We start from the raw sequence: 13,922 nt of genomic DNA on the forward strand, positions 1-13,922 counted from the left end.
CCCGCCGCCACCCGGCATTTCGCTGTCGCCTCTGGCTGCCCAACGCGCTAGATTTGCAGGGAAAATGAGATCGGGCGCTACCGCGCCATGGGAGAAGCACGCTCGCCATGCTGCACGACTGGGGCGTGATCGCTGCCGCCTTCGGCTACATCGGCTTCCTGTTCCTGGTGGCGAGCCATGGCGACCGCCGCTCGCCGGCCGGCCGCGGCCGCGCGTCCGGGCTGATCTACCCGCTGTCGCTGGCGATCTACTGCACGTCCTGGACCTTCTTCGGCTCGGTCGGCTTTGCCACCCGCACCTCGACCGACTTCCTCGCGATCTATGTCGGCCCGATCCTGATGATCGGTCTCGGCGCCGGCGTGCTCCGCCGCGTGATCCAGCTTGCGAAGGCGCACAACATCACCTCGATTGCCGACTTCATCGGCGCGCGCTACGGCAAGAGCCAGGCGGTGGCGGCCACCGTGGCGCTGATCGCGATCATCGGCTCGGTGCCCTACATCGCCCTCCAGCTCAAGGCGGTCGCCTCCTCGCTCGAAGTCATCCTGAGCGAGGACCAGGCGTTCTCCCACATCCCGATCCTCGGCGACATGGCGCTGATGGTGACGCTGGCGATGGCAGCCTTCGCGGTGCTGTTCGGCACCCGGCAGACCGACGCCACCGAGCATCAGCACGGCCTGATGCTGGCGGTCGCGACCGAATCCATCATCAAGCTGGTCGCCTTCCTCGCCGCCGGCATCTTCGTCACTTTCTGGATGTTCTCGCCGCACGAATTGATCGAGCGCGCGATGAAGACGCCGGAGGCGGTGCGCGCCATCGACTATTCGCCGTCGATCGGCAATTTCCTGACCATGACGCTGCTGTCGCTGTGCGCGATCATGCTGCTGCCGCGCCAGTTTCATGTCAGCGTGGTGGAGAATTCCTCGGATGCCGAGGTCAGCCGCGCCCGCTGGCTGTTTCCGCTCTATCTCGTCGCCATCAATGTGTTCGTGATCCCGATCGCGCTCGCCGGCCTCGTCACCTTCCCGTTCGGCGCAGTCGACCCTGATATGTACGTGCTGGCATTGCCGATGGAGGGCGGCGCGGGACTGCTCAGCGTCGCCGTCTTCGTCGGCGGCCTGTCGGCGGCAACCGCGATGGTGATCGTCGAGTGCGTTGCGCTATCCATCATGGTCTCCAACGATCTCGTGGTGCCGCTGGTGCTCAAGAGACGGCCCGACGGCCGTGCCGGCGCCACCGATTTCGGCGACTTCCTGCTGCGCTCACGGCGGCTTGCGATCTTCGCCATCATGGTGATGGCCTATTTCTACTACCGCGCGCTCGGCAACACCCAGCTCGCGGCGATCGGCCTGCTGTCCTTTGCCGCCATCGCACAACTCGCGCCCGCCTTCTTCGGCGGCCTGTTGTGGCGGCGCGCCACCGCGCGCGGCGCCATCGGCGGCATGATGGTCGGCTTCGCCCTATGGCTCTACACGCTGTTCGTACCGAGCTTCATGGATTCCTCGACCGCGGGCATTATGCTGCTCCAGCACGGCCCGTTCGGCATCGAGGCGCTGCGGCCGCAGGCGCTGTTCGGCGCCGACCTGCCGCCGCTGATGCATGGCGTGGTCTGGTCGCTCTCGCTCAACATCCTCACCTACGTGCTGCTGTCGCTGGCGCGGCAACCCTCGTCCATCGAGCTGGTGCAGGCCGACCTGTTCGTGCCCAACACGCTCGCGCCCATCGCCCCGAATTTCCGCCGCTGGCGCACCACCATCACGGTGCAGGACATCCAGACCACGGTCGCGCAATATCTCGGGCCCGATCGTGCCCGGCAATCGTTCGAGGCGTTCTCGGCACGGCGCAACATGCGGCTGGAATCCGGAGCACCAGCCGATTTCGAGCTGCTGCAACACGCCGAGCACCTGATCGCTTCCTCGATCGGGGCTGCATCCTCGCGCCTCGTGATGTCGCTGCTGCTGCGCAAGCGCACGGTCTCCGCGAAAGCCGCGCTGAAGCTGCTCGACGATTCCCATGCGGCACTGCATTTCAACCGCGAGATCCTGCAGACCGCGCTCAACCATGTGCGCCAGGGCATTGCGGTGTTCGACGCCGACTTGCAGCTGATCTGCTCCAACCGGCAGTTCGGCGATCTGCTCAACGTGCCGCCGCATTTCATCCAGTTCGGCACGCCGCTCCGCGAGATCCTGGAGTTCATGGGCGTGAGCGACCCTGCCAATGAGGCTGACCGCGAGGCGATGATCGAGCAGCGGCTCGTGGCCTACACCACCGACAGCGAGCCCTATCTCGAACGCCTGCCGGAACGCCACATGGTGATCGAGGTGCTCACCAACCGCATGCCCGGCGGCGGCTTCGTCATCACCTTCACCGACGTCACGCCGACCTTCGAGGCGGCGGAAGCGCTGGAGCGTGCCAACGCGACGCTGGAGAAGCGCGTGCGCGACCGCACCGAGGAGCTGACGCGGTTGAACTCCGAGCTCGCGCTGGCCAAGAGCAGCGCGGAGGACGCCAGCATCTCCAAGACGCGCTTCCTCGCGGCCGCCAGCCACGACATTCTCCAGCCGCTGAACGCAGCGCGGCTCTATGTCACGAGCCTGGTCGAGCGCCAGCACAGTGGCGAGGAGACGCGGCTGGTCGAGAACATCGACGAATCGCTGCAAGCCATCGAGGAAATCCTCGGCGCGCTGCTCGATATCTCCAGGCTCGATGCCGGCGCGATGACGACCTCGATATCGAGCTTCAAGATGGCCGATCTGATGCGCTCGCTGGAGATCGAGTTCGCACCGATCGCGCGCGCCAAGGGCCTGGATCTCACCTTCGTGCCCTGCTCGCTGCCGGTCGAGTCGGATCGGCTGCTGCTGCGGCGACTGCTGCAGAACCTGATCTCGAACGCGATCAAGTACACTCCGCGAGGGCGCGTGCTGGTCGGTTGCCGCCGCCACGGCCCCTCGCTCAAGATCTGCGTCTACGACACCGGCGTCGGTATCCCCACGGTCAAGCGCGGCGAGATCTTCAAGGAATTCCACCGCCTCGAGCAAGGCGCGCGGATCGCGCGCGGGCTGGGGCTGGGTCTCTCGATCGTCGAGCGGCTGGCGCGCGTGCTCAACCACGGCATCGCCATCGATGCCAATACGAGCGGCGGCTCCTTGTTCTCCGTGACGGTGCCGACCGCGAAGGCCGTGACGCTCACCGCAGCGGTGACCAGCGCAACGCCGCTGGCGCGCACGCCAATCGCAGGCGCGCTGATCGTCTGCATCGAGAACGACGCCGCGATCCTCGACGGCATGCGGACTCTGTTGAAGGCCTGGGGCGCGGAGGTGATCGCGGTCGCCGATCCCGAAGGCGCGATCGCCGCGATCGAAGCGGCCGGCCGGCGCGTCACCGGCCTGCTCGTCGACTATCACCTCGACCGCGGCAATGGCGTCGCCGCGATCCGCGACATCCGCCGCCGCTTCGGCGACACCATCCCCGCGATCCTGATTACCGCCGATCGCAGCCCTGCCGTGCAGATGGCCGCACGCGACGAGAGGATCGCGGTGCTGAACAAGCCGGTGAAGCCGGCCTCGCTGCGTGCCTTGCTCGGGCAATGGCGGACGCAGCAGATGGTGGCCGCGGAGTAAAATCCGGGGTCAGCAGCCAGTCGATCCGCTGAGCCCGCGCGACGTCTCGAGCTCAAGCTGGGATTGGTGTCGAATGAGCGCTCACGCACCGCCGTCGGCATCGATGACGGCCTTGGCAAAGGCTTGCGGTGCTTCCTGCGGCAAATTGTGACCGATGCCGCCGGTGATCAGGCGATAATCGTAGCGGCCGGAGAATCTCTTGGCGTAAGCGCTGGGATCGGGGTGCGGCGCGCCGTTGGCGTCGCCCTCCATCGTGATCGTCGGCACGTTGATAACAGGAGTTGCCGCAAGCTTCTTTTCGATCTCCTCGTACTTCGCCTCGCCCTTGGCGAGGCCGAGCCGCCAGCGGTAATTGTGGATCGTGATCGCGACGTGATCCTTGTTCTCGAAGGCCTTCGCACTGCGATCGAAGGTGGCGTCGTCGAATTTCCACTGCGGCGAGGCCAGCTTCCAGATCAGCTTTGCGAAATCATGCGTGTACTTCTCGTAGCCGGCGCGGCCGCGCTCGGTCGCGAAATAGAACTGGTACCACCATTGCAGCTCGGCCGCAGGCGGCAGCGGCGCGTTGCCGGCAGCCTGGCTGGAGATCAGATAGCCGCTGACCGAGACCAGCGCGCGGCAGCGCTCCGGCCACAGCGCCGCAATGATATCGGCGGTGCGCGCGCCCCAGTCGAAGCCGGCAACGACCGCCTTCTTGATGTCGAGCGCATCCATCAATGCGATGATGTCGACGGCGAGCGCGGCCGGCTCGCCGTTGCGCAGCGTCTGGGCGGAGAGAAAATGCGTCGAGCCATAGCCGCGCAAATAGGGGATGACGACGCGATAGCCGGCCTGCGCCAGGATCGGCGCGACATCGACGAAGCTGTGGATGTCGTAGGGCCAGCCGTGGAGCAGGATCGCCACCGGGCCGGTCGCGGGACCGGCTTCGGCGTAGCCGACATTGAGGACGCCGGAATTGATCTGCTTGATCGTGCCGAAAGATGCGCTGGTTGCGGACGATGGCGGCGTCTCGGTTTCGGCGCGTGCAAGGTCGATCACACCGAGGCCGATAGCAACGGTCCCGGCGGCGACGCCGAGGAACTGGCGGCGATGCTGGTCGATAATCTGTGTCATGATCTCTTGCCTCGTTGATGGTGTCCGAATCGTCAGATCAGGTCGACGGTGACGTCGGTGTCCGGGCCGTGTGGAGCGGTTTTTCCGTTTGGCTCTTGAGCGTCTCCTTGCCGTCACGCAACTGACTATCAGGGGCCAGCGCAGCGAGGCAATCCAGATTTCCTCCGCGGCGGCAGACTGGATTGCTTCGCTGCGCTCGCAATGACAGAGCAAGGGGTGAGGCCATCGCTCCCCAACTCACATCTCAAACAGCAGGCACACCTTCTCCTCCTCGCGGCGCAATCCGCCCGAGTTTTGCTTCCGCTTCTCGCCCTTCAAACAAAGGGCGCAGGGAAGGCCGGGTGCTGACCTCGCACCCACGGTCCGCTGTGCGCGGGTAGCGCAAAAAGAATTGCACCAGCGGCATACAGGTGAAGCCGAACACACGACCTTCCCTGCGCAGTGGTTGGACGGCTTATGCCGTGCTCTCCCGGGAGCCGAGTTCGTTCTGGCCTCCCTTCGCCCGACGGAATTCGCCGACACCGCGCCGGTTGACGCCAATGCCGCCTCCGCAAGACTTGACCGTAGCGACGACGGTCAGGACCACACGGTTTTGCCGTACGCAAGCAATCCTGCTTCGGCCCAAGAGGGCCTGGCAGGACAAAGCGCCGTTCGTTCACGCGGCTTGCAAGCAGCTCACGGGGCTCGGCTCAATCCACTGCCCCACCCTGCCACCCACATCCGCGACGGCACCGCTCAGCGTCCACCGCAGCCCGATCCGCGGCTCGTGACGACGTACGACCGCCCCTTTTCGCCGGATCAGGATGGGCGACACATACGACAAATCCGAATTTCGGTAAAGTGGAATATTTTGGTGCGCAGCGATTGACCCAGCGATAGGGTATTTTGCCCGTCGGGCAGCGCAAGCGCCGGTAGCAAAGCCTACCCCGTCGGCGTGCCCTGCTTCCACTGGCCGCCGGCGATCCGGGCGGCGGCGATCACCGCCTGGGTCCGGCTCTCGACCCCGAGCTTTTGCAGGATGGCCGAGACATGCGCCTTGATGGTCGCCTCGGAGACGCCGAGCTCGTAGGCGATCTGCTTGTTGAGCAATCCCTCCGACAGCATCATCAGGACCCGCACCTGCTGCGGCGTCAGCGTCACCAGGCGGTCGCGCAGGCGCGTCATGTCGGGGTCGGCGGCGGCCGTCAGGTCGGTATCGGCGGGAACCCAGACGTCGCCTTCCATGACCTTGCGGATGGCATCACGCAGCGTCTCGACGCCGAATCGCTTGGGGATGAAGCCGGAGGCGCCGAAATCGAGCGAACGGCGGATCGTGGCGCTGTCGTCGGAGGCCGAGACAATCACAACCGGGATCGCCGGATATTGCGCGCGCAGATAGATCAGGCCGGAGAAGCCGGAGATACCTGGCATCGAGAGGTCGAGCAGGACCAGGTCGACGTCGGAGGTCTGTTCCAGAAGCTTGGTCAGATCCTCGAACGACCCGGCCTCGTCGATCTTCGCCGTGCTCAGGACACTGGCCACCGCCTGCCGCAGCGCATCGCGGAACAGCGGATGGTCATCGGCAATGACGAGATGGGTGGAGGGAGCGCTCATCGATCTCTTGCTGTCGTTCACAACCGGGCCAGTAGTCCGGACCGGCGCAATGGTCAATTCTTCCCCGGCCGGCCGTGGCATGCAAGGGCACATTATTCCTTTGCGGGAAAGGGGTTAATCCGCAAGTCGTGTGCCGAGGCGCAGCACTCTACATCCGCCCCGTCAGTTGCGCGTCAGTGCGCAAGGCCAAAAGTCGTATTGGGGCGGGTTTCACACCGATGTTACCTTGGAGGCAAGACCCAGGTTGATCCGGCATGCCCGGACAGCCGGGACGCGAGGAAACGAAATTCGGGGAGCGCATTCACGATGTCCACACTGGCTGCAACGTCGGCACGGTCGACCGGCATGACGAAGGATGAGAGGTTCGTCATCCTCGCATCGTCGCTCGGCACCGTCTTCGAATGGTACGACTTCTATCTCTATGGATCGCTGGCCAGCATCATCGGCACACAGTTCTTCACCATCGCCGGCGCCGACGGCAAGCCGATGTTCGACCAGGCCACGCGCGACATCTTCGCGCTGCTGGCCTTTGCGGCAGGCTTCCTGGTCCGTCCGTTCGGCGCGATCGTGTTCGGCCGCGTCGGCGACATCGTCGGCCGCAAATACACCTTCCTAGTCACCATCCTGATCATGGGTCTGTCGACCTTCATCGTCGGCCTGCTGCCGGGTGCCGCCCAGATCGGCATCGCGGCCCCGATCATCCTGATCGGTCTGCGCCTGCTGCAGGGTCTCGCGCTCGGTGGTGAATATGGCGGTGCAGCGACCTACGTCGCCGAGCATGCGCCGCAGGGCAAGCGCGGCTACTACACCTCGTTCATCCAGACCACCGCGACGCTCGGCCTGTTCCTGTCGCTGCTGGTGATCCTGTTCACCCGCTCCGCGACCGGCGAGGCTGCCTTTGCCGGCGCACCCGGCTCTTATTGGGGCGGCTGGCGCATTCCGTTCCTGGTATCGGTCGCGTTGCTCGGCATCTCGGTCTGGATCCGTCTGCGCCTGAACGAATCACCGGTGTTCCAGCGCATGAAGGACGAGGGCAAGGGCTCTAAGGCGCCGTTGACCGAAGCCTTCGCCACCTGGAGCAACGCCAAGATCGTGATCCTGGCATTGTTCGGCCTGACCATGGGCCAGGCGGTGATCTGGTACACGGGCCAGTTCTACGCGCTGTTCTTCCTTCAATCGATCCTGAAGGTCGACGGCTATACCGCCAACCTCCTGATCGCCTGGTCGCTGCTGCTCGGCACCGGCTTCTTCCTGGTGTTCGGCGCGCTGTCCGACCGGATCGGCCGCAAGCCGATCATCCTGGCGGGCTGCCTGATCGGCGCACTGACCCTGTTCCCGATCTTCAAGATGATCTCGACCAACGCCAATCCGGCGCTGGAAAAGGCCTATGAGACGGTCAAGGTGCAGGTGGTGGCGGATCCCGCAGGCTGCGGCGATCTGTTCAACCCGGTCGGCACCCGCGTCTTCACGGCGCCTTGCGACACGGCCCGCGCCTTCCTCGCCCTCTCGTCGGTCAAGTACACGACCGTTCCGGGACCGGCGGGCGCGGTGAAGATCGTCGTCAACGACAAGGAAGTGCCCTACACGGACGCCAAGACGTCGAACCCCGCGATCACCGCGGCGACGCAGGCTGCGGGTTACCCGAAGCCGGGTGACGCGGGCATCGTCAAGATGTCGAATCCGTTCGACATCTTCCGTCCGCAGGTGTCGGCCCTGATCGGACTGCTGTTCATCCTCGTGATCTACGTCACCATGGTGTATGGCCCGATCGCGGCAATGCTGGTCGAACTGTTCCCGACCCGCATCCGCTACACCTCGATGTCGCTGCCCTATCACATCGGCAACGGCTGGTTTGGCGGCCTCTTGCCGGCGACCGCCTTCGCGATCACCGCGTCGACCGGCGATATCTACTCCGGTCTGTGGTACCCGGTCGGCTTCGCGTTGATCACGGCCGTGGTCGGCTTCTTCTTCGTCCCCGAGACGAAGGATGTCGACATCACCAAGATATAGTCGCATCGCACGACGCTGACGAAACAGCCGGCCACGGAGCGATCCGCGGCCGGTTTTCTTTTAAGCACTTACTGATTGCCGCCGATGAATTGCAGCACGATTTCGCGGCGATGCGGGCGCGCGCGGTGCTCGACCAGATAGATCGCCTGCCAGGCGCCGAGCGCGAGCTTGCCGTTGAGGACGGGGATCTGAAGCGACGTCTGCGTCAGCATGGTCTTGACGTGCGCAGGCATGTCGTCGGGTCCTTCGGTATCATGAGTCCAGGGCACGTTTTCAGGCGCGAGCCGCGAGAGCGCGGTGGTGAGATCAACGAGCACCGAGGGATCGGCGTTTTCCTGGATCGTCAGCGAGGCTGAGGTGTGACGGATGAACAGCGTCAGCGCGCCGTCGTGGGCGCGCGCCTCAGTGACGAATTTCGCGACCTCGCTGGTGAGATCGGTGAAGCCGCGACCCGGCGTCTGCACGGAGAGCAATGACGATACGATCGTGGTGGCTTGCACTGACGATGGCGCCGAGCGCGTGACGGATTTGGCTAATGACATGAAAGGTCTCTCAACTCAAAAGCTGCCGTAGGGTGGGCAAAGCGAAAGCGTGCCCACCAATCCGCACGACGATATTCAAGGTCGTGGGCACGGCGCTTTGCGCCTTTGCCCACCCTACGGCACCGCGTCGTGCCTCAAATCTTCCCCGACACGTCCTTCTGCACGCGATTGGCCATATCGATCAGCCGGCGCCACGCCTTTTCCAGGAACGACATCGCGCGGTCGAGGTCCTGGTCGCTCGGCAGCGGGATCTCGAGCTTGCGGTCGCCCTCGGCGACCTTCGGCTCGCCCTTCTTCAGGGAATCGGATTTCGGCAGCGCCTCGTCGATCTTGCCGGAGACGGTCGGACCGGCGGCGAGCTGCCCCTTCAGCGTCTCGACCTCGGCCTGGAGCCGGCCGATCTCGGCATCGAGCGCGGAGCGCTCGTCGGGCACGGCGTAACAGGCCCAGCCGGCGCCATTCCTGCTGCAGGTCGAGACCGTGCCGGTGCGGGTGTCGAGCCGCAGCACACCCTCGGGGATCTGCGTCATGCTGTAGCGGCCGTTTTCGCCGTCCGGTGCGGATTGCGCGGCAACCGGGCCGCCGCTGGCCATCGCCACCGCAACGATCGCCACGGCACACCATGATGTTGTGGATGACTTCGCCGGTCTCATCGCGCTCTCCGCCACGCCGCGCAGGTGGCACATCCTCGAATTCTACACCCGGGCGGGCGACGGCGCACCGCCTGCCCGCTCGAATCCGCTGCCGAAAACCGCATCCGCGAAATCAACGATGGCGGCGCCCGCTTTGATCCCGACAGCCGCGACGAAATGTCGGTCGTATCGGTGGATCGCGCGGAGAGCTGCTGCGGTGCGGCGTCACGCTGTGTGCAGCGCTGGCGTGCAGGGAAATATCACCAGATAAATCAAATAGATAAGCGAACACGACGCGATCGTGACTTGGCTTGACTTGATTATGAGCGGTCAGTATGGTCCGCGCGGCTTTTGAGGGTGGCGGGCGTAATTTCCATTCAACCGCAGCGTTTCTGGTCTTCGTGGCATGGCTCAAGACACGGGACACGACGGGAATGGAGATCGCGATAGATCGCCCGAGGAAGCTGCGCTTTCCGAACGGCTCGGAAGTCTTGATAAGCGGTTGTCCGAACTTCGCGACCGCCACGTCAAGACCGAGCAACCCGCAGGTGACGGTGGAGACGGAGCGGCCAGAGCCTCGGCGATGGCGCTTGGTTTCCGGTTATCCTCCGAGTTGATCGCCGGGGTCATCGTCGGAGCGGGGATTGGCTGGGGTTTCGACCGCTTGCTGTCGACGTCGCCTTTCGGATTTATCGTGTTCACGCTGCTGGGCTTCGTGGCCGGCGTGGTGAATGTGGTGAGAACGGCGGGCGCGGGTCAGAACAGGCGCGGTGGTTCTTGAAGCCGATCCGAGCAGGAGAGGAATTTTCGCGCCGGCTTCGCCGGTGCGGGCCGGCCCGGCCGGCAGACCGAGACACGCCGGCTAGCCCGGCAGACCAAGAGATGCCGCGCCGATGAAAATCGATCCGATCCACCAGTTCAACATCGAGCCTCTCTTCACGATCGGCCATATCGGCAATCAAACGATCGCCTTCACCAATTCATCGCTCTACATGCTGGTGGCAGTGGCGATCATCTCGCTCCTGATGCTTGCCAGCGGCACGCAGCTGGTTCCCGGGCGCCTCCAGTCGGTCGCCGAAATCTCCTACGAGTTCGTCGCCTCGACCATCCGTTCGACGGCCGGCTCGGAAGGCATGAAGTTCTTCCCGCTGATCTTCTCGCTGTTCATGTTCATCTGCGTCTCGAACCTGATCGGCATCATTCCCTACACCTTCACGATCTCGAGCCATCTGATCGTGACGGCAGCGCTTGCGCTCCTGGTCTTCTTCACGGTCCTGATCTACGGCGTCGCCAAGAACGGCCTGAAATTCTTCTCGATCTTCGTGCCTCACGGCGTCCCCGGCTACATCCTGCCGCTGGTGATGTTCATCGAGATCCTGTCGTTCTTCCTGCGGCCGGTCTCCCACAGCGTCCGTCTGTTCGCCAACATGCTGGCCGGCCACATCGCGCTGAAGGTGTTCGCGGGCTTCGTTGCCATGCTCGGCTTCTCGCTCGGCGCGCTGGGCTGGTTCGGCGGTGTGCTGCCGCTGGCGCTCACGGTCGCACTGTATGCTCTCGAGATCCTGGTCGCGTTCCTGCAAGCCTATGTGTTTGCGATCCTGACCTGCATCTACCTCAACGACGCCATTCATCCGGGACACTAAGCGGTCCGGGGAATTTCCACCCAAAACCCAATCTTTCCTCCAAGGAGTCTAAAATGGATCCGGCAGCAGCAAAACTTATCGGCGCGGGCATCGCATGCATCGGCATGGGCGGCGCAGGCGTCGGCGTGGGCGTGATCTTCGGCAACTACCTCGCCGCAGCCGTTCGCAACCCGTCGGCTGCTCAGGGCCAGTTCGGCAACCTGATCTTCGGCTTCGCCGTGACCGAAGCGCTCGGCATTTTCTCGCTGCTGATCGCACTGCTGCTGCTGTTCGTTCCGCTCTGAGGACGATTTTTCGCGCCGCTTCGACCGAAGCAGCGCGCATGACAGCAACAGGAGAACTCCATGGCTGAGAGTCATGGCGGGGCGAAAAGTCCGGCGGCGGGCGCCCACACCGAGGCCGAAGGCGGTCACGGTGGCGGTTTTCCGCCGTTCGAGAGCAGCACCTATGCTTCGCAGCTGGTGTCGCTCGCGATCTTCTTCGTCGTGCTTTACGTGATCGTGTCCAAGCTCGCTCTGCCGAAGGTCGGCGGTGCGATCGAAGCGCGTCAGAACAAGATCGAGGGTGACCTCACCGAGGCGCAGAAGCTGAAGGATCAGTCCGAGGCGGCGCTGAAGGCCTATGAAGGCGAGCTCGCTTCGGCGCGTTCGCGGGCGCAGGCGATCGGCAACGAGTCCCGCGACAAGGCGAATGCGCAGGCGGACGCCGAGCGCAAGGCCCTGGAAGAGCAGCTGGCGACCAAGCTCGCCGAGGCGGAGAAGACCATCGCCTCGACCCGCGCGACCGCCATGACCAACGTCCGCGGCATCGCGGCCGATGCGGCAGGCACCATCGTGCAGCAGCTCACCGGCGTCGTTCCGGATGCGGCGTCGATCAGTGCCGCCGTTGATGCGTCCTTGAAGGGTTAGTCGATATGTTCTTCGATCCTGAAACCTGGGTCGCCGTCGCTTTCGTGATCCTGATGATCGTGTTCGGCTATCTCGGGGTCTTCCAGAAGGCGATGGCTGCGCTCGACCATCGCGCCGATCGCATCAAGGCCGAGCTCGACGACGCGACGCGCCTCAAGCAGGAAGCAGCCAAGGTGCTCGCCGACTACAAGGCGCGCACCGCCTCGGCCGAACGCGAGGCCGCCGACATCATCGCCAACGCGAAGTCCGAGGCCGAGCGCATCGCAACCGAGGCCAAGGCAAAGGTGGAAGACTTCGTCGCCCGCCGTACCAAGACCGCGGAGAGCAAGATCGCGCTCGCCGAGGCCCAGGCGGTGGCCGATGTTCGCGCCGCAGCCGCGGAGGCCGCGGTGCAAGCCGCTTCCACGATCCTGTCGCAGTCAGTCAAGGGCAAGGTCGCCGACGATCTGCTCGCCAAGGGCATCACCGAGGTTCGCCAGAAGCTGAACTGAGGGCAAGAGCCTCACAAATCAAAAAGCCGGCGCTGAGCGCCGGCTTTTTTGTTGGGCAAGGTTGTATCCACGAATGAGCTGTCATCGCCCGATTTAGTGTTTAGACCGGACAGATCACTGACAGGTGTTCGGAGACATAGCTGACACATCAAAATGGGCTGGATTGGTCGATTCGGGAGGCCGTCCATGCCCTGGAACGAGGTGTCGGTGATGGATCAACGACGAGAGTTCGTGCGACTTGCGTTGCAGGAGGGAGCGAACCGGCGCGAGCTTTGCCGCCGGTTCGGGATCAGTCCTGATGTGGGCTACAAATGGCTGAGGCGCTGGCAAGCTGGAGACCATGAACTGGCGGATCAGTCGCGCCGGCCCAAGAGCATGCCCAAGCGGAGCGGGCCTGCGGTCGAAGCGCAGGTTCTGGCGATGCGGGACAAGCATCCGGCCTGGGGCGCGCGCAAGATTGCCCATCGCCTGAAGCGCGGCGGCCAGGCTGTGCCGGTGCCCTCGACGGTGCACCAGATCCTGTGCCGGAACGAGCGGATCAAGCCGAGCGAGAAGGCCGCACCGAGTCCTTCAGGCCACCGGTTCGAGAAGGACGCCCCCAATCAGCTGTGGCAGATGGACTTCAAGGGCCACATGCCGCTTGCCAACGGGACGCGCTGTCATCCGCTCACCATGGTCGATGACCACTCGCGCTACGCTCTGTGTCTGAAGGCATGCGCCAATGAGCAGCGTCCCGATGTGCAGAAACATCTGGCCGACACCTTCCGACGCTATGGGCTGCCGGAGGCCTTCTACCTCGACAACGGCTCTCCTTGGGGCGACACGTCCGGCGCTCGCTGGACCGCGCTGAAGGTGTGGCTGCTCAGGCTCGGCGTCAGGGTGGTCCATGCCAGGCCGCGTCATCCTCAGGGCCGGGGCAAGAACGAACGCTTCCATCGCAGCTTGAAAGCGGAAGTGTTCGCTCTGCGCACGTTCCGCACCCTGGCGGAAGTTCAGTGCGCCCTCGACAATTGGCGCACGATCTACAATCTGGAGCGACCACATGAAAGCTTGGACATGGGTATCCCCGCCGATCGTTACCGGCCGAGTTCTCGCACCATGCCGGAACGTGTCCCTCAGGTCCAATACGACGCCGGGGAGATCGTTCGCACCGTCTCCTCGACGCGCAGCTACATCGCCTTCAAAGGCCAGATGTGGAAAGTCCCTCAGGCGTTCTGCGGCGAGCAGCTGGCTGTCAGGCCGCTCGACCGCGACGGCCGTTATGGAATCTTCTTCGCCAGCTGGCAGGTCGCGTCAATCGACTTGACGCGCGGCCAAACCGTCAGTGATGTGTCCGAACAGGCGTCAGCTATGTCTCCAGTCTAAACATTTAG

The 13,922-nt window shown here is 64.2% G+C and carries 12 protein-coding genes; 8 read left to right on the forward strand and 4 right to left on the reverse strand.

Translation table 11 applies throughout. From position 1 onward, the window contains the following. Positions 1–107 precede the first annotated feature (107 nt). A complete protein-coding gene (locus ABID59_RS17595) occupies positions 108–3,617 on the forward strand; it encodes a PAS domain-containing hybrid sensor histidine kinase/response regulator (protein WP_354031583.1) in 3,510 nt (1,169 codons plus the stop codon). 81 nt (positions 3,618–3,698) lie between these two features. Here ABID59_RS17595 and ABID59_RS17600 read toward each other — a convergent pair whose 3' ends face one another. Together ABID59_RS17600 and ABID59_RS17605 are read right to left on the reverse strand one after the other, a co-directional pair. Then, positions 3,699–4,730, reverse strand: a complete 1,032-nt coding sequence (locus ABID59_RS17600; protein ID WP_354084188.1) for an alpha/beta fold hydrolase — start codon at positions 4,728–4,730, stop codon at positions 3,699–3,701. 921 nt (positions 4,731–5,651) lie between these two features. Then, the gene (locus ABID59_RS17605; RefSeq protein ID WP_148754384.1) at positions 5,652–6,323 is read right to left on the reverse strand and encodes a response regulator; all 672 of its coding nucleotides are present in this window, start codon (positions 6,321–6,323) and stop codon (positions 5,652–5,654) included. A 345-nt stretch (positions 6,324–6,668) separates the two neighbouring features. Here ABID59_RS17605 and ABID59_RS17610 point away from each other — a divergent pair, with 345 nt between their 5' ends. Then, on the forward strand, positions 6,669–8,333 hold the full coding sequence (locus tag ABID59_RS17610) for an MFS transporter (RefSeq protein WP_502916809.1): 1,665 nt from the start codon (positions 6,669–6,671) through the stop codon (positions 8,331–8,333). A 68-nt stretch (positions 8,334–8,401) separates the two neighbouring features. On the opposite strand, the gene ABID59_RS17615 is transcribed toward ABID59_RS17610, so the two are convergent. Both ABID59_RS17615 and ABID59_RS17620 read right to left on the reverse strand, forming a co-directional pair. After that, complete coding sequence (locus ABID59_RS17615; protein WP_354084190.1) at positions 8,402–8,875, reverse strand: secondary thiamine-phosphate synthase enzyme YjbQ; 474 nt, start codon at positions 8,873–8,875, stop codon at positions 8,402–8,404. A 134-nt stretch (positions 8,876–9,009) separates the two neighbouring features. Further along, the gene (locus ABID59_RS17620; RefSeq protein ID WP_354084191.1) at positions 9,010–9,528 is read right to left on the reverse strand and encodes a hypothetical protein; all 519 of its coding nucleotides are present in this window, start codon (positions 9,526–9,528) and stop codon (positions 9,010–9,012) included. 385 nt (positions 9,529–9,913) lie between these two features. On the opposite strand from ABID59_RS17620, the gene ABID59_RS17625 reads away from it, so the two are divergent. The 6 genes from ABID59_RS17625 (at position 9,914) to ABID59_RS17650 (ending at position 13,914) form a co-directional block, all read left to right on the forward strand. Beyond that, on the forward strand, positions 9,914–10,288 hold the full coding sequence (locus tag ABID59_RS17625) for an AtpZ/AtpI family protein (protein WP_148754388.1): 375 nt from the start codon (positions 9,914–9,916) through the stop codon (positions 10,286–10,288). A 112-nt stretch (positions 10,289–10,400) separates the two neighbouring features. Beyond that, a complete protein-coding gene (locus tag ABID59_RS17630; RefSeq protein ID WP_148754389.1) occupies positions 10,401–11,150 on the forward strand; it encodes a F0F1 ATP synthase subunit A in 750 nt (249 codons plus the stop codon). Positions 11,151–11,203: 53 nt separating this feature from the next. After that, positions 11,204–11,434: a F0F1 ATP synthase subunit C gene (locus ABID59_RS17635; protein ID WP_007599451.1), complete on the forward strand. Its 231-nt coding sequence runs from the start codon at positions 11,204–11,206 to the stop codon at positions 11,432–11,434. A gap of 60 nt (positions 11,435–11,494) precedes the next feature. Then, complete coding sequence (locus ABID59_RS17640; protein WP_148754390.1) at positions 11,495–12,058, forward strand: F0F1 ATP synthase subunit B family protein; 564 nt, start codon at positions 11,495–11,497, stop codon at positions 12,056–12,058. Between the two features lie 5 nt (positions 12,059–12,063). After that, positions 12,064–12,549, forward strand: coding sequence for a F0F1 ATP synthase subunit B family protein (locus tag ABID59_RS17645; RefSeq protein WP_148754391.1), 486 nt, complete (start codon positions 12,064–12,066; stop codon positions 12,547–12,549). A 186-nt stretch (positions 12,550–12,735) separates the two neighbouring features. Next, on the forward strand, positions 12,736–13,914 hold the full coding sequence (locus ABID59_RS17650) for an IS481 family transposase (RefSeq protein ID WP_354084192.1): 1,179 nt from the start codon (positions 12,736–12,738) through the stop codon (positions 13,912–13,914). The last annotated feature ends 8 nt before the right edge of the window (positions 13,915–13,922 follow it).

Source organism: Bradyrhizobium sp. S3.3.6 (assembly GCF_040546905.1).
GTDB classification, from domain to species: Bacteria; Pseudomonadota; Alphaproteobacteria; order Rhizobiales; family Xanthobacteraceae; genus Bradyrhizobium; species Bradyrhizobium cytisi.

Excerpts from the sequence above, each read along its gene's own strand:
- ABID59_RS17605 (WP_148754384.1), bottom strand. The coding sequence starts at position 6,323 with ATGAGCGCTCCCTCCACCCATCTCGTCATTGCCGATGACCATCCGCTG.
- ABID59_RS17630 (WP_148754389.1), top strand. The coding sequence starts at position 10,401 with ATGAAAATCGATCCGATCCACCAGTTCAACATCGAGCCTCTCTTCACG.
- ABID59_RS17640 (WP_148754390.1), top strand. The coding sequence starts at position 11,495 with ATGGCTGAGAGTCATGGCGGGGCGAAAAGTCCGGCGGCGGGCGCCCAC.
- ABID59_RS17615 (WP_354084190.1), bottom strand. The coding sequence starts at position 8,875 with ATGTCATTAGCCAAATCCGTCACGCGCTCGGCGCCATCGTCAGTGCAA.
- ABID59_RS17610 (WP_502916809.1), top strand. The coding sequence starts at position 6,669 with ATGACGAAGGATGAGAGGTTCGTCATCCTCGCATCGTCGCTCGGCACC.
- ABID59_RS17645 (WP_148754391.1), top strand. The coding sequence starts at position 12,064 with ATGTTCTTCGATCCTGAAACCTGGGTCGCCGTCGCTTTCGTGATCCTG.
- ABID59_RS17620 (WP_354084191.1), bottom strand. The coding sequence starts at position 9,528 with ATGAGACCGGCGAAGTCATCCACAACATCATGGTGTGCCGTGGCGATC.
- ABID59_RS17595 (WP_354031583.1), top strand. The coding sequence starts at position 108 with ATGCTGCACGACTGGGGCGTGATCGCTGCCGCCTTCGGCTACATCGGC.
- ABID59_RS17625 (WP_148754388.1), top strand. The coding sequence starts at position 9,914 with ATGGCTCAAGACACGGGACACGACGGGAATGGAGATCGCGATAGATCG.
- ABID59_RS17635 (WP_007599451.1), top strand. The coding sequence starts at position 11,204 with ATGGATCCGGCAGCAGCAAAACTTATCGGCGCGGGCATCGCATGCATC.
- ABID59_RS17650 (WP_354084192.1), top strand. The coding sequence starts at position 12,736 with ATGCCCTGGAACGAGGTGTCGGTGATGGATCAACGACGAGAGTTCGTG.
- ABID59_RS17600 (WP_354084188.1), bottom strand. The coding sequence starts at position 4,730 with ATGACACAGATTATCGACCAGCATCGCCGCCAGTTCCTCGGCGTCGCC.